Source organism: Undibacterium sp. (assembly GCF_030683615.1).
In the GTDB taxonomy this organism is placed as follows: Bacteria; Pseudomonadota; Gammaproteobacteria; order Burkholderiales; family Burkholderiaceae_D; genus Undibacterium; species Undibacterium umbellatum.
On record NZ_JAUXQE010000018.1, the window covers coordinates 1 to 22,010 of the forward strand.

The following is a 22,010-nucleotide window of genomic DNA, read 5'->3' on the forward strand; positions in this document are numbered from 1 at the left end:
TTTCATAAATAGGGTGAGTGCGAACAAGACGATTTGGGATGCAGTGCAAGGCGTGACCTGCAGCTAAGGCTCCTGCCTTAGCAAAGGGCGCAACGCTGCAATGCGCCCAAATCGTTAGTTCCCGAAGGGTTTGCCTCATCACGCGTGCTGGACTGCAGGTGCTGACAATTCGACTCGTTATCAATAGCACCGCTATTGACTGCCTCGTCCGCCTTGCCAGCCCACGTTATGAGGCAAACGCATCTCACCCTATTTATGAAATGAGTTCTAGTAATGAGGCGGGAGATTATATAGCGCTCTTATGGCGTAGTCCAAGAAGCAATCCTCTATGTTTTATTAGCAAGACAATTTTGCATAAGTCCCATTTAGGCAAAGTTTAAGCACTACTAAATTGCTGTTGACTACCAGCTTTTTGTGGACGACCAGGTTCACTCCTCACTCACCTTGCGCTGCATATCAGCCAGATAGGCGTCCAGTTCAGCGGTGCTGGTAAATATCTCGTTCAAAGGCGCTGCACGCACAATTTCAAACACTTTTTGCACCTGCCGGCTAAGATTGACGAAATAAGTCACCCCTCCGTGATTACGCATAGTCTTACGTATCTTGGCAAGCACCCGCAAACCCTCACTGGATATAAAAGTCAGTGCTTCCATGCTCATGACCAGTATCTTGACGTCTTCACTGACACTGCTGGAAAAAAACTGCTCAAGATCGGCTGCGGTACTGGTATCGAGACTTCCAGCCAGATCTATTCTGGCTGTGGGTAACTGCGTTTCGTCTATGGAAATTTCTAACACTGTCTGTCCTCTATGATCCGGTTTCTATTTTATTATTTCAGGGTTTGATGAGGTATTTACGTATGTGCAAATTATTCTGACCATGTGCATAGTTGTAATCGATATGGTCGGCCAGGGCATTCACCAGATACAAGCCCAGGCCGCCAACAGGGCGGTCGGAAAAATCCATCTCCAGATCTGGCTGGGTGGCTCCGTTCAGGGGATTATAGGCATGCGAGTTGTCCACCATATCGATCACAATTTCACTATCGTGCAGATGCACATCCAGCCTGATTGATGCAGGATCTTGTTCTGTCGCACCATGCTTGAGCACGTTGACCAACACCTCTTCGGTAATCAGCTGTAAATCGTCGACAATATCATCACTGACTTTCTGAGCACGCAAAAACCCTGCCAGCCTGGGCTTGACCTGTTCATAGTCAAGCGGCTGACCATTCAGACTGATCTGCCAGTCGCCAAAAGCTGGCTTGCGTCGTTTGACTTCAGGGTGAAATTGCATACTTAATAATGTCAAATCGTCAAACTGCGGTGCTTGCGCTATAAACTTCTGATGCGCTAACGTCACTATACGAATAATGTCTGCTGCAAATGCCGGTGCCTGTTGACTAATTGTAGTCTGTAATCGTGCTTCTGAGAATTCTTCATTGTGCTCATTCCTTGCATCGGTAATGCCGTCTGTGTACAGAATGATGATGTCCTGCGCATGCAAGCGGCTTTCAAATTGCGGGAAACTTCCCTCTTCCTCCAAGCCTAAGGCAGGCCCGGTCTGCAATGGCAACTTGCTGACTCTCCCATCCCTTAAGAGCAATGGTGCATCATGTCCTGCACTGGCGTATTGCATGCTCCCGGTTTTCAGGTCCAGCATGGCAAAGAACATCGTTACAAAACGACACTCTGGGTTGTTGTGTGCCAGTTCGCGGTTCACTGAAAACAACAGCGCTGCCGGTGTACTGCTCTGGTGTGCCAGCGTGCGCATCAAGCTAAGGGTACGCGCCATGAACAGCGCTGCAGGCATGCCCTTGTTGGCAACATCACCAATGACCATGCAAATACGATCATCGGCCACATGAAAGAAATCATACAGGTCACCACCAACTACCCTGGCTGGCTGCAGCAAGGTACTCATACTATAGCGTGGATCTATGGCAGCTTCTGCGCTGGGTAACATGGCTTGTTGTATCTGGGCGGCGATGGCGAGTTCACTTTCCATGCGCTGTCTGGCGGCGGTGGCCTCCTGCAATTCCAGTATGCGCAACTTCAATGAATCACGCATGCGCCTGAATGAACGTGAGAGTCGCCCGACTTCATCGTTCCTGGGAATTTTTGTCAATTCAGTATCGAGGTTGCCTTGAGCAATTTCTTCGGTGCTTTTGCTCAGGCTGCGCAGGGACTTGGTGGTCTGGCGTGACACCAGGGCAATGGCTATGCACATCAACAGCATGTCCTTGCCCATGGAAAGGATGGCCAGCATAAAATATTTGCCCAGGTAGTTCTGGATTTTTTCCTCAGAAAAATAAAACCCATAGACCAGTGGCATATCCTGCAGTTGCAGGCTGTAGTGTATGTCGCCCCCCTTGCCAGCACCGCTGTTTGGCCGCGTTGATAGATCTTCCGGAATGAACTCTGCCCCCAGTAAAAAGTGGCCGTTCAGCCGGTTGATTACGTAAGGCTGGCCTTGCACACTTTGGTCTACCGCATCAACCAGATGCAAATTGTTTTGCAGGTCTTGCAACAATGGCTGCATATTGATCTGGATGGCTATGCTTTGCTGTGATTTCCCCAACATATACATACCAGTACAGAAAACCAGCTCCTGATTGCGGATATGCTGAGCCCAATAATGATGACCATCAACAACATTGCAAGAATTCAATAAGTCGACATCTGCAGTTGTACTTTGCCATGGCTGCCCATTTGCTTCTGCATGCCAGCCAAAGCTGTGATCCTGACCTGTAGTGCCAGAAGAAATCGCCAGTTTGCTGATATAGGGGGAGACTGGCAAAATTGCTTTGAGACCATTCTGATCAGCAAGATGGAGGCGCTCGTCCATTTGCACCAGACGGGTCCCTTGTTCGCCTATCAGGTGCAGGCTGGACTGGTGCTTTGCCACAGCAGCATCCAGTTTAGACAGCGCGATCTGGTTTATCCAGCCGGTCATGACCTGTTGCATCAAGGCGCGTATCTGGTAGTAGGAACTGCCATAAATCACCACTGCCGCCATCAGGCAGGCAAAAACCAGGCGGTAAGTAATACTGGTGAACTGAAATGCTCTTAATTTAATCACAATGTATGTCTATACGAAAGTCTGCCGGGATGCGCGACATTGAGGTCAAAGTTTGAGGATACTGTATCATTTCCTGCTTTGCCATCAATCGAGGAATTGCATTTGATGCATGCAACCATTTTCTGTCTTGCTGGTCTGAACCATTCATGAGTCTGTACCAGCTTTTAGCACAATTTATCCGCCAGCACTGGCGCCAGTATATTAGCGCTGGCCTCATGCTGTTTGCCGTTGCTGTCATGACGGTCTTGATACCACGCCGTGTGGGCATGATTATCGATGGCATGGTGGCAGGTCGTTTTGACAACACAGGCCTGATGTGGGAGTTGTCCTGGCTGCTGGGCATGGGCCTGGCTATCTACTTCCTGCGCGTAGGCTGGCGCACGCAATTGTTTACGGCTTCGTATAAACTGGGCATGCAGTTACGCACCCGCTTGTATGAACGCCTGAGTGTGCAGGGGAGCAGTTTTTTCCAGCAGCAAAGAACCGGCGACCTGATGGCGCTGGGCACCAATGATGCAGATGCCATAGAACTGGCCGCTGGTGAAGCAGCTCTGGCCGGTTTTGACGGCAGCCTGACCTTTGCCCTAGTGATAGGCATGATGCTGCTGGGCGTGGACTGGCGACTGGCAGTGGCGGCCTTGCTGCCCTTTCCTTTCATGGCATGGGCGTTCAAGCATATTACCCATCACATACAGGATGCATCACGCGACTCACTCGACCGTTTCAGTAAGCTCAACGACCAGGTGCAAGAGACTTTATCCGGCGTGCGTACCCTGCGCGCCCTGGGCCTAGAACAGCGCAGCGCCGCACAGTTTGCCGAACTGGCAGAAAATGCCGCCGCTGCCAGCCTGAATGCCCAACGCTGGGAAGCCGCCTATGAACCTGCAGTGGGCCTGTCCCTGACTGCGGCTGGTGCGCTGACGCTGGGCGTCGGTGGTTATCTGGTATGGCATGGAGAAATGAGTATCGGTGCGCTGACCAGTTTCTCAATGTATTTAGGTCAGTTGATCTGGCCGATGTTTGCTGCTGGCTGGGTCTTGTCGCTGCTGGAGCGCGGCAAGGCAGCCTGGGCGCGGCTGGAGCCGGTCTTGATGCAGGAACTCAGTGTCAATGATGAGGGCAAGCTGGATACGCCACCAGCCGGTAATTTGATCGTGGACGATGTCAGCTTTGCGTATCCGGGCCAGACCAGGCCAGCCTTGCAGGGCATCAGCCTGCATATCGCACCGGGGCAGACTATAGGCATAGTCGGACCGACTGGCTCGGGCAAATCCAGCGTTGTGCGCCTGTTGCTGCGCCAGATCGAGGCAGAGCAAGGCCATGTGGCCTGGGGTGGACATGCGCTGGCAGACTACAAGCTACAAGCCCTGCGCCAGGCGATCAACTGGGTGGCGCAAGAGCCGTTTTTGTTCTCGGCATCGATTGCTGACAATATCTCACTCAGCAATCCTGCCGCCACTCGTGCCGAGGTCATGAAGGCGGCGCAACTGGCATCGGTGGATGATGATATCCAGCGCTTCCCGCATGGCTATGACACGCTGGTGGGTGAGCGTGGCGTCACCCTGTCTGGCGGCCAGAAACAGCGCGTGGCCATCGCCCGCGCCTTGCTGACGGCCAGCCCTTTATTACTGCTGGACGATGCCTTGTCGGCAGTCGATACCCAAACCGAAACGCATATCCTGCAGCACCTGGCAGAACTGAGGCAAGTACATCCAGAACGCAGTGCCGTCATTGTCAGCCACCGCCTGAGTGCAGTGCTGGAAGCCAATCACATCCTGGTTTTGCGCGAAGGCAAAATCATAGAACAAGGCAATCACCAGGCTTTGCTGGACTTGAATGGCTGGTATGCAACGCAATGGCGTTATCAACAATTGGAAGCAAGCCTGGATGCAGCCTGATACCAAACAATTACCCGCTGCCATGTCAGAAAAAAAACAGGCAGTGCACTTGCTGCTGTATGCAGCCCGCAGTGAAAAACGCCATGTCTGGCTGGGCATTTTCTTTTTATTTATCGCGGCTGGCCTGGAGGCGATTGGCCCCTTGCTGGGTAAGGCCTTCATAGATCGCTACCTGTTGCCGCATCAAATGGATATGGGCATGGTCATAGGCTTGCTGGCTGCCTATGTGTTATCAGGCTGGGCTGCGACCTGGCTGCGTTATCTGCAACTCACCAGGCTGGCAGGCGTCGCCATGCGTTCAGTGCGGCGCTTGCGTGAACAAGTGTATGAGCATGTCTTGCGCCTGCCCATGGCTTTCTTTGACAAGGCGATTACCGGGCAGCTGGTCAGCCGCGTGACGAATGATACCGAGTCAGTCAAGAGCCTATATGTGCAGGTCTTGTTCGTCATGCTCGACAGCACCATTGTCGTCATCGGTGCGCTGACTGCCATGGCCTGGCTGGAATGGCGTTTGATGCTGATTGTCATCATGCTGATACCGGCGGTCATCATCATCGTCTGGTTTTACCAGCGCTGGAGTGCACCAGCCGTCAGCAAGGCGCGTCAGTTGCGCAGTGAAATCAATGCCCAGGTGGCAGAAAGCATCAATGGCATGAGCGCGCTGCAAGCCAGCAATGCCGAACGCCGTTTTGGTGAACGCTTTGCCACGACCAACCAGTTGCATTACGCCGCCAGGCTGGATGAGTTGCGTGCCAATGCCTGGCTGCTGCGCCCGGCGCTGGATTTGATGAATTCGATCTTGCTGGTGGTAGTGATTTTCACTTTCAGTCAGCGCAGTTTTTCTGGTGTCGAAATCGGTGTGCTGTATGCCTTTGTCAGCTACATCGCCCGTGTGGTGGAACCGCTGATACAGATCACCCTGCAGTTTGGCCAGATACAGCAAGCCGTGGTCTCAGCCGCACGCGTAAACACGCTGCTGAATGAACACCAGCACGTACAGGCCAGCAGCGATGCACGCATTACCGATGGTCACCTGACGCTAGACAAGGTGAGTTTTGGTTATGATCCAGCACAGCCAGTCTTGCATGACTTTAGCCTGGATATTCCGGCTGGCAGTTTTTATGGCATTGTCGGTCATACCGGTAGCGGCAAATCTACCCTGCTGAGTCTCTTGCTACGCTTTTATACACCGCAGTCTGGCCGTATGGAAGTTGATGGACAAGCGCTGGCCAGTGTCACGGATGCCCACTTCCGCGAGAAGGTGGGGCTGGTGCCGCAAGAACCGTTTTTGCTGGCAGCAAATGCACGCGAAAATATCGCCATGGGGCGCGACATCAGCGAAGCAGATATCATCGCCGCAGCCAAGGCTGCGCACGTGCATGATTTTATTTTGCAACTGGAAAACGGTTACGACACACCGCTGGGCGAAGGTGGTGCGCGCCTATCTACTGGCCAGAAACAATTGCTGGCGATAGCCCGTGCGCTGGCTGGCAAGCCACGCATCCTGTTCCTGGATGAAGCGACTTCCCATATCGACAGTGAAACCGAACAAGTGGTACAAACTGCGCTGACAGAGTTGCGCGGCAAGGTCAGCATCATCGCGATTGCCCATAGACTCTCCACCATACGCGATGCCGACAGCATCATCGTGCTGAACCACGGCAAGCTGGCGGAGCAAGGCAATCATCAAGAATTAATGCAAGTGGAACAGGGCATTTATCAGCGCCTGTATCTGCTGCAAACCCTGGAAGAATAAGGAATAGCATGAAGAAGTGGATAGTATTTGGCCTCAGTCTCTGTACCACCCTGTTGCTGGCAGGCCTGGCCTTTATATTTTTTGTGGTCGCGCCCGGCCTGCCGACACTGGAAGCGGTGACTGACTACCGCCCCAAGATCCCGCTGCGCATCTACACTGCAGACAATGCCCTGATCGGTGAGTTTGGTGAAGAACACCGGGATTTTGTACCGATCAAGCAAATCCCGGCGGTCATGAAAAATGCCTTGTTGTCGATAGAGGATGCGCGTTTTTATGAACATGGCGGAGTCTCTTTCATCAGCGCCGGACGTGCCATCCTGGCAGACTTGAGCCGCGGCTTTCATCAGGGTGCATCGACCATCACCATGCAGGTGGCCCGCAATTTTTTCCTGACCAATGAAAAGTCACTGGAACGCAAAATGAAAGAGATTTTGCTGACTTACCGGATAGAGGATGCGCTCAGCAAAGACCAGATCCTGGAACTGTACATGAACCAGATTTTCCTGGGCAAGCGCAGCCACGGTTTTTCCAGTGCAGCCAAGACTTATTTTGGCAAATCGCTGGACCAGCTCAGCCTGGCAGAAGCTGCCATGCTGGCTGGAGTGCCGCAAAATCCGGTGCGGCATAACCCAGCCGTCAATTTTGAAAAAACCAAGCAAAGGCAATTACTGGTCTTGAAGAGCATGGTCAGGAATGGCTACATCACCCAAGCACAAATGGAAGCTGCCGCCAAAGAACAGATCAAGGTTGTCAAAGGCCAGCAATTCGATACCCATGGTGATTATATTGCCGAGATGGTGCGTCAAAGTATTTATGCGCAATACAAGGAAGACACCTATACCAAGGGCATCAAGGTGTACACGACGATCTACAAGGCTGAGCAGGATGCCGCTTATGAAGCGGTGCGCCGCAATATCATGGCCTATGACCAGCGCCATGGCTACCGCGGGCCTGAGGCTTATATTGAACTCCCTGCGGATGAAGATGAGCGAGAAGATGCGATAGACCAGATTTTGCGCAAACATCCCGACAATGACAAATTGATGGCGGCGGTCGTGATCCAGTCATCCGTCAAGATCATCAAGGCTGAATTGCAATCTGGTGATAATGTGGAAATCACAGGCGAAGGTTTGCGCTTTGCCGCAGCGGCGCTCTCCGATAAGGCAAAGGCTGGCATCAAAATACGCCCCGGTGCCGTGATACGCGTGATGCAGGACAACAAGAAGAACTGGGTCATTTCACAAATGCCTGAAGTCGAAGGCGCGTTTGTTGCGCTGAACGCTGAAGACGGTTCCTTCCGTGCCATGGTCGGCGGTTTTGACTACAACCGCAAGAAGTTCAATCATGTGACCAGTGCCTGGCGCCAGCCCGGTTCCAGCATCAAGCCCTTCATTTTTTCTGCTGCGCTGGAAAAAGGTTTTTATCCAGGCACCCTGATCAATGATGTGCAACTCTCCTCCACGTCGGAAGAAGCCTTGCGCTGGGATCCACGCAATGATGATGGCAAGTACGATGGCCCGGTCAGCATGCGTACGGCACTGGCACAATCCAAGAACGTGGTGTCAGTACGTATCCTGAAAGCCATCGGTGTTGATCATGCCAAGACCTGGTTGCCACGCTTTGGCTTTGACAAGGACAAGCACCAGGCCAACCTGACCATGGCGCTGGGTACGGGTTCGGTAACGCCGCTGCAGCTGGCATCGGCTTATGCGGTATTCGCCAATGGTGGCTATGCTGTGAATCCCTGGCTGATCAGCAAGGTGGTGGATGGCAAGGGTACTGTACTGTTTGAAAACAAACCGCCCGCCAAAGCCCAGGAAGAATCCCGCGTCATCGATGCACGCAATGCCTATATCACTGACCTGATGTTGCGTGAAGTGGTGCGTAGCGGTACTGGTGCCAGCGCCAGTAGCAAACTTGCCCGCCGTGACCTGGCAGGCAAGACTGGTACGACCAGCGAGGCTGTCGATGGCTGGTTTGCCGGTTATGCCAGTAATGTCGTGGCAGTGGCCTGGATGGGCTATGACGACCCCAAATCGCTGGGCGGACGTGAATTTGGAGCCACTCTGGCTCTGCCTATCTGGATAGACAGTATGCGCGTAGCGCTGGCAGGCAAAGCGGAGGTGGCGCGAGCAATACCTGAAGGTATCAGCAATGCCGAAGGTGACTGGATGTTCAATGAATTCCTGAACGGTGCCGGGGTACGCACCCTGGATATGGATGATGCACCACCAGCAGCGGTAACATCAGCAACGGCACCAGCCAACGCCGTGACACAGTAGTCGCTTAAGAAAAAGCCCGCAGATCGCTCTGCGGGCAAGTATCCCGACCTTTGGAGGTAAAACTTTTCAGGACTGGCGCATGGTAGTAGCTGGAAATGACAGCATCATGACAGCATAAAAAAACCCACTGACCTAAGCCAGTGGGCTGAAAATCCTGAGCGGGAAGCTACACAGGATGGTGGTAATTCAATATTGCCGAACATTTTTTACGAACGTCTATTCAACAAACAGGGCGCAAAGCACCCTCTTATTCCGGGCCTGAAACACCCGGCACATTTTGTAGACTCTTCTGCATCCCTTTACAAAATGTCAGGTTAAGAGATGACTACTTCGTACCGCCCTCAAAGGTCTTTGCCACGCGAACCGCAATTCATGCATGGCACACCAGGCACCATCTACATTTTGCAAAACGATGGCTTGCGCCAGGGTTTGTACAAGATTGGCGCTACCCGCCGCTCTGGCGTCTCCAAGGCCATGGAACTCAACCGTGACCAGCAACAGCTGATACCAGGCTCCTACGAATGTGTATTCGAACTGCATGCCAAGGACTGCGGTCAGGCCATGGATGAAATCCTGAAGCTATTCCAGCAACAACGCCGTGGCAAACGGGGCGATGAATTCTACGAATTTGACCTCGATGCCGCAGCAGAAAAAATCGCCAACACTATTGCCACCATCAATCGCCAGGGCCTGATACGCCAGCAACATACCCTCTCGATGATGCGTCACCTGGAACCGGATGAACCGACCACCAGCAATGCAGAAGCCTTCAGCCCACCGCCTGCCGGCATTTTCAGGAAAGCGATAGAGTGGGTGAATGGTTAAAACGGTCTCAGATAACGGCTTTCAAGTAACTACGTTCACGTACTGTCTCCGGAATCTTGCGCAAGGCTGCAAAGCCTTGCTCAAGATCAGCCAATAAGTCTTGTACTGCTTCCAGCCCCACATGCAGGCGCAACATCGGTGTCTGCCATTTATCGGCATTGACTGTGCGATACGAAGCCGGGTTGGTAGGCAAGATCAGGCTCTCGAAGCCACCCCAGCTAAAACCGATACCAAACAAACGAGTGCGGTCTATCAATGCAGCAACTTGCTGTTCGGTGATGTCGGCGCGGAAAACTGCACCCATCAGGCCGCAGGCATATTCAGCCTTGAAATCACGCTTCCATAATTCATGACCTGAGCTGCCTGGCATTGGAGGATACAAAACCTCTGCCACCTCCGGTTGTTCTTGCAACCAGCGGGCTACCACATGGGCACTGTCCCTGTGCGCTGCCAGACGGGCTGCCAGTGTGCGCAAGCCGCGCAAGGCCAGTGCGGCATCGTCTGCACCTATGGTCATGCCTAGCTGGCGATAGCAATTGCGGATGCGCTCTTCCAGCGCTGCCGTGGTCAGGATCGCGCCCATCAAGGCATCTGAATGACCAACGATGTATTTGGTCGCTGCATGGATGGAGACATCGATACCCAGCTCAAACGAATCCCAGCCTATCGGTGTAGCCCAGGTGGAATCAGAGACCACCACCGCACCCCGCGCATGTGCAGCGGCCGCGATACCAGGAATGTCTTGCACTTCAAATGTCAGCGAGCCTGGTGATTCAACAAAAACTACCTTGGTATTGAATTGCATGACTTCAGCAATGCCTCGGCCCACCAGAGGATCATAATAAGTGGTGGTCACACCAATTTGCTTGAGCATGCCTTCGCAGAACAAGCGCGTTGGGTCATACACGGTATCAACCATCAGCAAGTGGTCACCAGGCTGCAGCAAGGCCAGCAAGGTAGTTGTGATGGCAGACAGGCCAGAAGGTGTCAGCATGCAGGCAGCAGCCCCTTCAGCCGCGCACAAGGCTTGTTCCAGCGCCTGCGTGGTTTCATTGCCGTGACGGCCATAGGCTCGGCGTGTGCCGCAAGCGTCTTTCAGGGAAGCAACATCGGGAAACAACATCGTTGAAGCCCGTACCACGGATGGATTAACAAAGGCCGCATGATCCTTGCCCTTGCGACCAGCATGGGTCAGGCGGGTGGCTGTTTGCAATGGGGTGTCGACTAAGTTCATAAAACATCCGTTTCTGTATTTGCTGATTTTTACCTCTGCTGTGCCAGCCACTAAAAGACCTTGCTTACAACAGGGTGAGTACAAGCCACATGCTAACAACAGCCGGAAAGAATTTTTTACCAAATTATTCAGATTTTTATGCTATTTTTAGAAAAAATTACTAATAATGAGAAAAAATGGACAAAATTGATCTAGATATCTTGAACATTTTGCAGAAAGATGCCTCCATTGCACTGGCTGACCTGGCCCATGCAGTGCATTTGTCGGTCACGCCCTGCTGGCGGCGTGTGCAAAAACTGCAGGAGGATGGGGTAATCAAACAGCAAGTCACGCTATGCGACCCGGTCAAGCTGAACCTGGGCCTGACGGTGATGGTGGCGCTGAAGGCGGCCCAGCATAATGAAAAGTGGATGCAGCGTTTTATTGCTGGTGTCGGCGCGATACCGGAAATCGTCGAGATACTGCGCATGAGTGGCGAGATCGACTACCTGTTGAAAGTCTATGTGCCTGATATGGCAGGTTTTGATCAGGTCTATAAAAAACTGGTGAAGGTAGCCGACTTGCAGGATGTCAGCTCCAGCTTTGTGATGGAAGTCATCAAGAATACCACGGCCTTACCGCTGAATTATGCGGTGCTGAAAAGCGGTAAGTCCTGAGTTTGTTCAACCTCTGAAGCGATAATGTTCTTGCGTGAACAAGTCTATGCCACATTGCAGGTTTTCTATCCAGTCCAGAAAAGCGGTGATAGCTTCACGGCCTTTGAAATACCGTCCATGCTGCGGCACCAGCATATCGACATCCATGGTCCTGACCATGTTTGCCCATAAACGACAAACCTTGTTGGACACCATATAGCGCTTGTGAAAACCGCTCATGGTATGCACATGATCAAGGAATTGCGCCTTGGTAGTAATGGCAGCTTCTATGTCATGTGCATCCACCATGGAGGCACCCACGTCGCCAGAAAACAGTATCTTTGATTTGCTGTCGTAGAACTGGAAATTGCCTTCTGCATGCAGAAAATGTGCAGGCACGGCATGGATGATGGTGTCGCGCAGACGCACCGGCATTCCTTCATCCGGAATGCCGACGATGCGGCCTTCTGCACGGTTCAGGTTACAGAAATGCGGCACAAAGCGCGACCATAATTTCGATACATACAAATCACAATTCGTACCCATCAGCCACTTGTCGAGCGCACCTATGATGTCCGGGTCCTGGTGTGATGCGAACAGGTATTTGAGGTCTTTCTTCGGCAAATATTTGTGCATACTCACTAGCAGTGCATTGTAGGTCAGGTTGCCGGAAGGATCTATCAAGGCACCTTCACCTTCTGATACGACAAGGAACTGGTTGGCCTGGACGGCATGGTCTGCAGTATCATCCAGCAGATCATTAAACATCACGCAGATGTGTTTGCCATCATTAAAAAGTTCTATCGCCAATTGATCCTCGCATAGCTGAGCTGTGAACTGGTCATTGTAAGAAAACTGGCAAGCCTGCCCTTGACATGGATCAAGTACAAGCCAGTCCTTTGGCTAATCCAGTTCACATGAAATCTTGTCATCTGTACTTACTGCCACAGCGCGAGACTGGCAAAACAGCTACACTCTTGTGAGCAGAAGTAAATCAATCACCCCATTTTTCCTGGCTGACGCACGCATGATAGAACGCATACTTTCCATCATCCTTCCTGTATTCATTATCATAGGCCTGGGTTACGCCTATGCACGGCGCAAAGGTCCGGCGGCAGCAGCAGATATGGTCTCGGTCAACCGTATCAGCATGGACGTGCTATGCCCACTGCTGATTTTCACTGCGCTGGCGGGCAAGGATTTTGATGTGACCCACAACCTGTGGCTGATACTGGCGGGTCTCCTGATTGCTCTGGGCTCAGGTTTGCTGGCCTGGCCGGTAGCGCGCCTGCTGGGTTACGATGTGCGCAGCTTTGTGCCGCCCATAATGTATAACAACTGCGGCAATATGGGCTTGCCGCTTGCGGCACTGGCCTTTGGCACTGGCGGCCTGTCAGCGGCGGTGGCGCTGTTCATGGCTTGCAACCTGGTGTATTTCACGGTGGGCATACGCATCATTCAACATGGCCATCCTGATCATCAGGATAATCCATGGCGCTTTTTGTTAAGCCCAATGATGCTGGCGATGGCGGCGGGTATGTTGTTCGCAATCTTGCATATCCCCTTGCAGCCTACACTCTTCCTGGCTTTGAAAATGACGGGCGATGCCTGCATCCCCATCATGTTGTTTGCTCTGGGTGTGCGCATGCTGGACATCAATTTCGCCAGCTGGCGCATAGGCGTGGCGGGTGCCATCGTTTGCCCGCTGGCAGGTTTGCTGGTGGCCGGGATACTGGAATTTATCTTGCCGCTGACAGCAACCCAGCGCGGCCAGATGTATCTCTTTGCCGCTCTGCCCCCAGCAGTATTTTGCTTCATGGTGGCGGAACAATACCAACAGGAACCAGATAAGGTGGCTTCGATAGTTTTGCTGGGTAATACTGCTGCCCTGCTGTTTGTGCCTTTGGGATTGTGGTTGGGTTTGCGTTAAACTTTCTCACAATAAAAATCCCCGGAAGATGATGTCTTCCGGGGATTTTTTGAGTCTTTACTTACATCAAACCAGGCGCTGCCAGATTGCAGTCGTTGCCGCAGCCTGATTCAGGGAATAGAAATGCAAGCCAGGTGCGCCACCAGCCAGCAGGCGTTCACACATGGCAGTAACCACATCCAGCCCAAAGGCTTTGATGGATGCAGTATCGTCACCATAACTGGCCAGTTTCAGGCGTATCCAGCGCGGGATTTCTGCGCCGCACATTTCAGAGAAACGCTGTAACTGTGTGCTGTTGGTGATTGGCATGATGCCCGCCACAATAGGCGCCGTCACACCCGCCTTGCGCGCTTCCTCAGTAAAACGGAAGTAGGCATCAGCATTATAAAAATACTGGGTGATGGCGGCATTTGCACCAGCATTCATCTTGCGCACGAAGCTGTTCAAATCATCCTGCGGCGAGCGTGCCTGCGGATGCATTTCAGGATAGGCAGCCACTTCGATATGGAACCAGTCACCGGTCTCGGCGCGAATGAATTCCACCAACTCATTGGCATAACGGAATTCACCGCCCATGCCATAACCGCTGGGCAAGTCACCACGCAAAGCAACCAGGCGACGGATATCATTGGCCTTGAATTCATTCAATATAGTGCGAATGGATTCACGTGTACCACCAACGCATGAGAGATGCGGTGCAGCATCATGGCCTTCACGGCGTATCTCGGTTACTGTATCAAGCGTGCCCTGCTGGGTAGTACCACCAGCACCAAACGTGACAGAAAAATACTTGGGTTTGAGTTCGGCCAGTTTGGCCCGGGTTGCACGCAGCTTTTCCGTGCCTTCCGCCGTCTTGGGCGGGAAAAATTCTATGCTGAAATCAGGCGTTGTCATCTTTTTTCTGTTGCAACAATAAGGTCGAGAGTGCCCAGGAGATCACGCTGTACAACAAAGCTCCAACAACTGATGCCCAAAAGCCAGTAACGTGGAAGCCATCCACCATATTTGCCACGCCCCAAAACAGCAAGCCATTGATGACAAAGATAAACAAGCCCAGACTTAACACCGTTGCAGGCAAGGTCAGTATCACAAAGATCGGGCGGATGATGGTGTTGACCAGACCCAGCACCACAGCCACGACAAGCGCTGTGCCAAAGCTGTCGATTTGCACCGACGATATCAGATAAGGGATCGCCAGCAAAGCCAGCGCATTAACTAACCAGGTTGCCAGTAAACGCATACATGCTCCTGTCCATAGATTTGAAAGCTACCCCTTTGGGGGGTAGCTTCACAACACATAAATCCGGATCGGCCATTAATATCGTAAACACATGGCAAACCCGGATGGTGATTAATAACGGTAGTGATCTGGCTTGTAAGGGCCATTTTGATTCACGCCGATATAGGCAGCCTGTTCTTCTGTCAGCACGCTCAGTTGTGCATTGAGTTTTTTCAATTGCAGACGGGCGACTTTTTCATCCAGGTGCTTAGGCAAAGTGTAGACGCCTACTGGATATTTCGCCGTGTTGGCAAACAATTCAATTTGTGCAATTGTCTGGTTAGCGAAAGAAGAACTCATGACGTAGGATGGGTGACCTGTACCGCAACCCAGGTTCACCAGACGACCTTCTGCCAACAAGATGATGCGCTTGCCGTCAGGGAAAATCACGTGGTCAACTTGTGGCTTGATGTTTTCCCAGGTGTATTGCTTCAATGCAGCGACGTCGATTTCATTGTCGAAGTGACCGATGTTGCAAACGATGGCCTGGTCTTTCATCTTCAACATGTGAGCATGGCTGATGACGTGGTAGTTGCCTGTAGTCGTCACGAAAATGTCGCCGTGTTCAGCAGCATATTCCATGGTCACGACGCGGTAGCCTTCCATCGCTGCCTGCAATGCGCAGATCGGATCGATTTCAGTTACCCATACCTGTGCAGACAAGGCGCGCATGGCTTGGGCAGAACCCTTGCCTACATCACCGTAACCGGCGATGACGGCAACCTTGCCAGCGATCATGACGTCTGTTGCACGCTTGATGCCATCAACGAGCGATTCGCGGCAGCCATACAGGTTGTCGAACTTGGATTTGGTGACGGACTCATTGACGTTGATAGCAGGGAAAGCCAGTTTTCCGTCTTTGTGCATCTGGTACAAACGATGTACACCAGTGGTCGTTTCTTCTGTCACGCCCTTGATTTCAGCCAGGCGCTTGGAGTACCAGGTGCCATCAATCGCCAGGTGTTTTTTGATCGCATTGAACAGGCAGATTTCTTCTTCTGAACCTGGATTAGCCAGCACAGAAATATCTGTTTCTGCGCGGGTACCCAGATGCAGCAACAAGGTCGCGTCACCGCCATCATCAAGAATCATGTTGGAATAGCCGCCGTCTTTCCATTCGAAAATACGGTGAGTGAAATCCCAATATTCATCCAGGTTTTCGCCTTTGAATGCGAAGACCGGTGTGCCGCCAGCAGCAATCGCCGCTGCTGCGTGATCTTGCGTAGAGTAGATATTGCAAGATGCCCAGCGCACTTCTGCCCCCAAAGCAAGCAGTGTTTCGATCAACACAGCAGTCTGGATGGTCATGTGCAGAGAGCCGGTGATACGGGCACCCTTCAGAGGTTGGCTGGCCGCGAATTCTTCACGGATAGCCATCAGGCCTGGCATTTCTGTTTCGGCAATGCGGATTTCTTTACGGCCCCAGTCAGCCAGACTCAGGTCAGCAACGAAAAAATCCTGGGAAGTATTGGTAGTGGATGTGTTTGCTACGATGGCGTTCATCACGCCCTCCTTTCTGATGAAAAAAGTAACGTGAGCGCAGTTATGAATATCCCAAGCCTGGCAAAAACTCGTCGTTTTCGTCGCAACGCTCCTTGGAAGACTTGAAGTATAGCGCAGCTCCGGGCTTTGTGCAGATTTCTTGCTATTTGTAACGAATAAGTCCTAAAAAGAAAACTGACCACCCTTTGCAGGGATTTGGCATTTAAGCAATCGTGAGACTTTTATAGAATTAGTTTAGTATTTTGTCAAAGCAAACAGCCTCTGGCCGTCCAGCATATTTACCAAAGTTTGGAATCCGTGCATAGCCATGTTTTTCATAAAAGGCAACGGCTCGCTGGTTGACCAAGCGGGTTTCCAGACGCAGTCTGTGATAACCATATTCCCTGGCAGCTGCCTCAAGATGCATCAATATGGCAAGGCCAGCGCCTGCAACCTGAGCATACATACGCTTTACCTCCGCTACTCCTTCGCCCATAGGGCGAAAAGCTCCACAGCCCACTGCCTTGCCGTCCACATTACATGCCAGCACAAACAAGGCACCCGGCACGCGCACATCTTCTGGGTCAAAGGATGAGCGTCCGCTACTGCCGGTGATTGCAGCCAGACGTTCGGAAAGCTCATCCAGCAAAACCACCGCCTCGGGCAAGGCCGGGTCTGCTGCGCCGATGTGAAACTCATGCATGCGAGTGAGTACCTGCCAGCCTGTCAATGTCCGTCGAAATTACAGACTGTGAACAAGGGTAAGCCACTGTCCTTGATAATTTTAGAACCACCGAGTTCAGGCAGATCAACGATGACAGCACCTTCAACTACCGTTGCGCCCAGACGCTCCAGCAATTTCTTGCCTGCCATCATGGTGCCACCAGTGGCAATCAGGTCATCAATGAGGACGACGCGGTCACCTTTTTTGCAGGCATCGGAATGCAATTCCACTGTCGCGCTGCCATATTCAAGCTCATATTGCTCCGATACGGTATGGAAAGGCAGCTTGCCTTTCTTGCGGATAGGTACGAAACCCAGGTTCAGTTCATAGGCGACTACTGAGCCTATGATGAAGCCGCGTGCATCCAGGCCAGCCACGACGTCGAGCTTTTCATCCATGTAACGATGTACAAACATATCGATCAACACACGGAATACTTTAGGATTTTGCAACAAGGGGGTAATGTCGCGGAACATCACGCCTGCTTGTGGCCAGTTTTCCACCGTGCGTATATGTTGTTTAATGTATTCGGCCGGATTCAACATCGAGCATGTCCTTCAATTTAAAATAACCCGCTATTTTAACAGCCGCTGCTCTGCTCTAGCGACTGCTTCGGAAGTTCCCCTGACGACGACCACGTCACCATCCTGTAAAACGATGTCATCCAGATGATCAAGCCTGGCTTTGCCGCGCCGGACGGCATGGATGTCAACTTCAAATTCTTCCAGCTTCAAGTCTGCCAAATGTAGACCGAGTGCATTGGCGCGTTCGGTCAACACGACGGTATGCAAGCGTATCTGCATGTTCTCAGGGCTATCGGCAGCATCACTGGCACCGTGAAAGAAGCCACGCAGGGATTCATAACGGGCATCCCTGGCCGCCTGCACCCTGTGTACCACGCGCCGCAAGGGCACACCCAGCATGACCAGGGCATGGGACGCCAACATCAGGCTGCCTTCCATGAGTTCTGGCACTACTTCGGTGGCACCAGCCGCCCTGAGTTTATCAAGGTCTACATCATCATGGCTGCGCACAATGACAGGCAGACTAGGGTTCATTTCATTGACGAAATGCAAAATCTTGAGGGCAGAGGCTGTGCTGGTGTAAGTCACTACCAGCGCGGAAGCACGGTTGACGCCAGCCGCCAGCAGACTTTCACGCCGTGCCGCATCGCCATAAGAGACATTGGCACCGGCAGTCTGTGCTTCCCGCACACGGTCAGGATCAAGATCAAGCGCGTGGTAATCGATATTTTCTTCTGCCAGGATACGCGCCAGGCTTTGACCGCTGCGGCCAAAACCGGCAATGATCACATGCTTCTTGGTGGTCATGGTGCGTGCAGCAATTTGAGTCAGTGCCAGCGATTGCATCATCCATTCATTGGCGGAGAACTTCATGACGATGGCATCCGACTTGGCCAGGATAAAAGGCGAGATCAGCATGGATATCACCATCGATGCCAAAATCAATTGCACCAGCAAGGGGTCTACCAGTTGTAAACCACCTGCCTGATTCAGCAAGACGAAACCGAATTCACCCGCCTGTGCCAAGCCCAGCCCAGTGCGCAAGGCAACGCTGGTGGAATTGCCGAAGACACGAGCCAAAGCAGCAATCAGTACAAATTTCAACAGAACCGGCCCGGTCAGCAGCAACAACACCAGCCAGAATTGTTCCAATACCAGCCTGACATTGAGCAACATGCCGACGGTAATAAAGAACAGCCCTAGCAACACATCGCGGAAGGGCTTGATGTCTTCTTCCACCTGATGTCGGTATTCGGTTTCAGAAATCAGCATGCCGGCAACAAAGGCCCCCAGCGCCATCGACAAGCCCGCCTTCTCAGTCAGCCAGGCAGCACCAAGAGTAATAAATAAGAGGTTCAGCATGAACAACTCTTGCGAGCGCCGCCTGACCACGATATGGAACCAGGCACGCATGAGTTTTTGCCCTACCACCAGCAGCAAGATCAGCACGACAACTGCCTTACCACTCGCCAGTGCCAGGGTCTTGCCCAGATCAGGAGACTTCGATGCCAGTGCTGGCACCAGGATCAGCAGCGGCACCACGGCCAAATCCTGGAACAGCAGCACGCTGATGATTTGCCTGCCATGCAGGCTTTCCAGCTCCAGCCTTTCCGTCAACATTTTGGAGACGATAGCTGTCGATGACATGGCCAGCGCGCCACCAAGCGCGAATGAAGCTTCCCAACTAATCTGGAATATGCTGGGTAGCCAGCGGCTGGCGATCCAGCCAAACAGCATGCTGGTGATGATGGTGACCAGCACCTGCGCCATACCCAGGCCAAATACGGCCTTGCGCATGGCCATGAGCTTGGACAGGGAAAATTCCAGGCCTATGGAAAACATCAGGAACACCACGCCGAACTCAGCCAGTTCATGGGTAACCGCACCGTCTTCAGCCACCCCCAAGCCATGCGGGCCGATGAGAATGCCGACCACCAGATAACCCAACATGGGCGGCAGTTGCAGCATGCGGAAGGCGACCACGCCCAAGACGGCAGCAGCCAGCAGTAAAAGTGTAGTATCCAGACCTGTCATGTTGTCTATTATTGCCGATTTATCGCCTTGCTATCCTGCTTTTGGGCAAACATAATTCATTACGTTACAACTGGCAAAGTTTTTGCTTTGAGGATTTCGTTTATACTTCCGACATGAATGAACTGAATGCACCTTTAACTTTTAAACAACAACCCACGACAGACGCCGCTGCCATAGCAAAGCGCGCCCTGAAACTGGCCTGTGAAACCTTGCAAATCGAGGCTGATGCCCTGCTTGCCCTGCAAAAACGCCTGGGCAATGGCGATGCAGCCGGGTTTACCCAAGCGGTCAGCATGTTGTTGGCATGCCACGGTAGGGTCGTGGTTTCTGGCATAGGCAAGTCAGGTCATATTGCACGCAAGATTGCGGCGACCTTTGCCTCTACCGGAACGCCGTCGTTTTTTGTCCATCCCGCGGAAGCCGCTCACGGCGACCTGGGCATGGTGACGCCGCAGGATGTGTTTATCGCCATCTCTTACTCCGGCGAAGCCTCAGAGCTGATGTCCATCCTGCCCATCATCAAACGCCTGGGCGTGAAACTGATCGCCATGACAGGCAACCCGGAATCCAGCCTGGGCAAGCTGGCCGATATTCATTTGAACCTGCATGTGGACAAAGAAGCCTGCCCGCTGAACCTGGCACCAACGGCCAGCACCACGGTCACGCTGGCACTGGGCGATGCCTTGGCGGTGGCAGTGTTGGATGCGCGCGGCTTTCGAGAAGAAGACTTTGCCCGTTCCCACCCAGGCGGTTCACTGGGCCGTCGTCTGCTGACGCATGTCAGGGATGTCATGCGCGTTGATGATGCCATACCGCAAGTCGGCCCGGAAACCAGCCTGAAAACTGCGCTACTGGAAATCACCAAAAAGGGCATGGCGATGACGGCCGTGGTGGATGAGCACCAGCATGTGCTGGGCATTTTCACCGATGGTGACTTGCGCCGCCTGATGGATGGCACGCGTGACTTTACCCAGTTGCGCATAGCCGACGTCATGAATCACGCACCGCGTCGCATACGCCCTGAACAATTGGCGGTGGAAGCTGTCGAAGTCATGGAAACTTACCGCATCAACCAGTTGCTGGTCGCAGACGACAGCGGCAAACTGGTGGGTGCCTTGCATATACATGACCTGACCAGGGCCAAGGTGATTTAATGGATAAAGCGACAGCAATAGCAAGGGCCAGCAAGGTCAAATTGATGATTTTTGATGTGGACGGCATCTTGACCGATGGCAGCCTGTATTTTGGCCCCGATGGTGAAATGATGAAGTGCTTCAATGTGCTGGATGGCCAGGGCATCAAACTCCTGCAACAGGCAGGCATCATCACGGCCATCATCAGTGCGCGGCAATCGGCCATCGTCAGCAAGCGTGCTGCGGATCTTGGTATCAGCCATGTCAGCCAGGGCATCCATGACAAGAAGAGTGCATTCCTTGAACTGCTGGCCAAGCTGGATATCCCGGCACAAGAATGCGGTTTTATCGGCGACGATGTGATTGATTTGCCGATACTGACAAGAGTTGGCTTTGCTGCCAGCGTACCAAATGCCCATGCTGAAGTTCAGCGGCGCGTGCTATACATTACCAATGCCACCGGCGGCCAGGGGGCAGCGCGCGAAGTATGCGACTTTATCCTGCGGGCACAAGGCAAATATGAACAGGCTTTGCAAGCATATCTGACATGAAATCCCACCTGACCATAGACCGCTTCCGCATCTGGCTGGCCGTGATCCTGCTGGGCGTGATCACCATGGGCACCATCTGGGTCATGGAAGTCATACGTCGCAATGCCGACGATGAACAAAACCGCAGTTCAGCCAGATCAGCGCCAGATTATTATGTAGAAAAATTTAATTTCATACGTCTGTCAAATAATGGCAAGGCCAACTACCACATCACTGGTGACAACTTGGTGCATTTGCCTCGCAATGACAGCATAGAAATCCGCAACCCGCAAATCAATAGCTTTGATCAGGGTCGCCCACCTCTACATCTGCGTGCTGACCTCGCGGTAGTGGCACAAAAATCATCGTTGATCACACCCAGGCGTGATCATGACGAAGTTCATTTGTACGACCATGTCAGCATGGAAAGGCCAGAGGGTTTAAGTTCTCAATTTGTCCGCGTAGAATCGGATTATCTATTGCTATTGCCAGATGAAGATATTGTCAGAACCGACAAACCCATCTCTATCACCACAGGTAAATCAACATCGACGGCAACCGGCATGCTGGCCAATAATTCGACGCAACATCTGGCACTGCTGAGCAAAGTCCGCATACAGCTTAAAAAGCGTGAAACTGCTCCGGCAAGCACACTCAAATAAT

19 protein-coding genes and 1 riboswitch are annotated in these 22,010 nt (G+C 52.5%); of the genes, 9 read left to right on the forward strand and 10 right to left on the reverse strand.

Annotated elements, in window-relative coordinates; translation table 11 throughout:
• Window positions 1-428 precede the first annotated feature (428 nt).
• Together Q8K39_RS08615 and Q8K39_RS08620 are read right to left on the reverse strand one after the other, a co-directional pair.
• Complete coding sequence (locus Q8K39_RS08615; protein ID WP_186953186.1) at window positions 429-797, reverse strand: STAS domain-containing protein; 369 nt, start codon at window positions 795-797, stop codon at window positions 429-431.
• A 37-nt stretch (window positions 798-834) separates the two neighbouring features.
• A complete protein-coding gene (locus tag Q8K39_RS08620; protein ID WP_305259478.1) occupies window positions 835-3,081 on the reverse strand; it encodes a SpoIIE family protein phosphatase in 2,247 nt (748 codons plus the stop codon).
• A gap of 146 nt (window positions 3,082-3,227) precedes the next feature.
• Between Q8K39_RS08620 and Q8K39_RS08625 the strand changes: the two genes are divergently transcribed.
• The 4 genes from Q8K39_RS08625 (at window position 3,228) to Q8K39_RS08640 (ending at window position 9,842) form a co-directional block, all read left to right on the forward strand.
• Complete coding sequence (locus Q8K39_RS08625; protein WP_305259479.1) at window positions 3,228-4,979, forward strand: ABC transporter ATP-binding protein; 1,752 nt, start codon at window positions 3,228-3,230, stop codon at window positions 4,977-4,979.
• A complete protein-coding gene (locus Q8K39_RS08630) occupies window positions 4,969-6,735 on the forward strand; it encodes an ABC transporter ATP-binding protein (protein WP_370868584.1) in 1,767 nt (588 codons plus the stop codon). The genes Q8K39_RS08625 and Q8K39_RS08630 overlap by 11 nt, the downstream gene beginning before the upstream one ends.
• 8 nt (window positions 6,736-6,743) lie before the next feature.
• Window positions 6,744-9,017, forward strand: coding sequence for a penicillin-binding protein 1A (locus tag Q8K39_RS08635; RefSeq protein ID WP_305259480.1), 2,274 nt, complete (start codon window positions 6,744-6,746; stop codon window positions 9,015-9,017).
• 321 nt (window positions 9,018-9,338) lie between these two features.
• The gene (locus Q8K39_RS08640) at window positions 9,339-9,842 is read left to right on the forward strand and encodes a GIY-YIG nuclease family protein (RefSeq protein ID WP_305259482.1); all 504 of its coding nucleotides are present in this window, start codon (window positions 9,339-9,341) and stop codon (window positions 9,840-9,842) included.
• Window positions 9,843-9,849: 7 nt separating this feature from the next.
• Here Q8K39_RS08640 and metC read toward each other — a convergent pair whose 3' ends face one another.
• Window positions 9,850-11,076: a cystathionine beta-lyase gene (metC, locus tag Q8K39_RS08645; RefSeq protein ID WP_305259483.1), complete on the reverse strand. Its 1,227-nt coding sequence runs from the start codon at window positions 11,074-11,076 to the stop codon at window positions 9,850-9,852.
• 176 nt (window positions 11,077-11,252) lie between these two features.
• Between metC and Q8K39_RS08650 the strand changes: the two genes are divergently transcribed.
• Window positions 11,253-11,732, forward strand: coding sequence for an Lrp/AsnC family transcriptional regulator (locus tag Q8K39_RS08650; protein ID WP_305259484.1), 480 nt, complete (start codon window positions 11,253-11,255; stop codon window positions 11,730-11,732).
• Window positions 11,733-11,738: 6 nt separating this feature from the next.
• Here Q8K39_RS08650 and Q8K39_RS08655 read toward each other — a convergent pair whose 3' ends face one another.
• Window positions 11,739-12,521, reverse strand: coding sequence for an MBL fold metallo-hydrolase (locus tag Q8K39_RS08655; protein WP_186953179.1), 783 nt, complete (start codon window positions 12,519-12,521; stop codon window positions 11,739-11,741).
• A gap of 217 nt (window positions 12,522-12,738) precedes the next feature.
• Between Q8K39_RS08655 and Q8K39_RS08660 the strand changes: the two genes are divergently transcribed.
• Window positions 12,739-13,641: an AEC family transporter gene (locus tag Q8K39_RS08660; protein WP_305259559.1), complete on the forward strand. Its 903-nt coding sequence runs from the start codon at window positions 12,739-12,741 to the stop codon at window positions 13,639-13,641.
• A 66-nt stretch (window positions 13,642-13,707) separates the two neighbouring features.
• Here Q8K39_RS08660 and metF read toward each other — a convergent pair whose 3' ends face one another.
• The 6 genes from metF to Q8K39_RS08690 all read right to left on the reverse strand — a co-directional run bounded on the left by metF (window position 13,708) and on the right by Q8K39_RS08690 (window position 19,684).
• Entirely contained in the window at window positions 13,708-14,535 is an 828-nt protein-coding gene (metF, locus tag Q8K39_RS08665; protein ID WP_305259485.1) for a methylenetetrahydrofolate reductase [NAD(P)H], read from the reverse strand.
• Window positions 14,522-14,881: a phage holin family protein gene (locus Q8K39_RS08670; protein WP_186953176.1), complete on the reverse strand. Its 360-nt coding sequence runs from the start codon at window positions 14,879-14,881 to the stop codon at window positions 14,522-14,524. Before Q8K39_RS08670 ends, metF begins: the two co-directional genes overlap by 14 nt.
• Before the next feature lie 111 nt (window positions 14,882-14,992).
• Window positions 14,993-16,423 (reverse strand): adenosylhomocysteinase, encoded by a 1,431-nt coding sequence (ahcY, locus tag Q8K39_RS08675; RefSeq protein ID WP_305259486.1) that lies wholly within the window; start codon window positions 16,421-16,423, stop codon window positions 14,993-14,995.
• Between the two features lie 25 nt (window positions 16,424-16,448).
• Window positions 16,449-16,523: riboswitch (S-adenosyl-L-homocysteine riboswitch) on the reverse strand.
• Between the two features lie 129 nt (window positions 16,524-16,652).
• Complete coding sequence (locus Q8K39_RS08680) at window positions 16,653-17,105, reverse strand: GNAT family N-acetyltransferase (protein WP_305259488.1); 453 nt, start codon at window positions 17,103-17,105, stop codon at window positions 16,653-16,655.
• Between the two features lie 23 nt (window positions 17,106-17,128).
• On the reverse strand, window positions 17,129-17,671 hold the full coding sequence (locus Q8K39_RS08685) for an adenine phosphoribosyltransferase (protein WP_186953173.1): 543 nt from the start codon (window positions 17,669-17,671) through the stop codon (window positions 17,129-17,131).
• Between the two features lie 30 nt (window positions 17,672-17,701).
• Window positions 17,702-19,684, reverse strand: a complete 1,983-nt coding sequence (locus tag Q8K39_RS08690) for a monovalent cation:proton antiporter family protein (protein ID WP_305259489.1) — start codon at window positions 19,682-19,684, stop codon at window positions 17,702-17,704.
• A 113-nt stretch (window positions 19,685-19,797) separates the two neighbouring features.
• On the opposite strand from Q8K39_RS08690, the gene Q8K39_RS08695 reads away from it, so the two are divergent.
• Genes Q8K39_RS08695 through lptC form a run of 3 tightly spaced genes read left to right on the forward strand, consistent with a single transcriptional unit; the run spans window position 19,798 to window position 22,009 of the window.
• Window positions 19,798-20,838 carry an SIS domain-containing protein gene (locus Q8K39_RS08695; protein WP_186953171.1) on the forward strand — a complete coding sequence of 347 codons (1,041 nt, stop codon included), beginning with the start codon at window positions 19,798-19,800 and terminating at the stop codon, window positions 20,836-20,838.
• Window positions 20,838-21,368 (forward strand): HAD family hydrolase, encoded by a 531-nt coding sequence (locus Q8K39_RS08700; protein ID WP_305259492.1) that lies wholly within the window; start codon window positions 20,838-20,840, stop codon window positions 21,366-21,368. The genes Q8K39_RS08695 and Q8K39_RS08700 overlap by 1 nt, the downstream gene beginning before the upstream one ends.
• Complete coding sequence (gene lptC, locus Q8K39_RS08705; RefSeq protein WP_186953169.1) at window positions 21,365-22,009, forward strand: LPS export ABC transporter periplasmic protein LptC; 645 nt, start codon at window positions 21,365-21,367, stop codon at window positions 22,007-22,009. Before Q8K39_RS08700 ends, lptC begins: the two co-directional genes overlap by 4 nt.
• Window position 22,010: the final 1 nt, after the last annotated feature.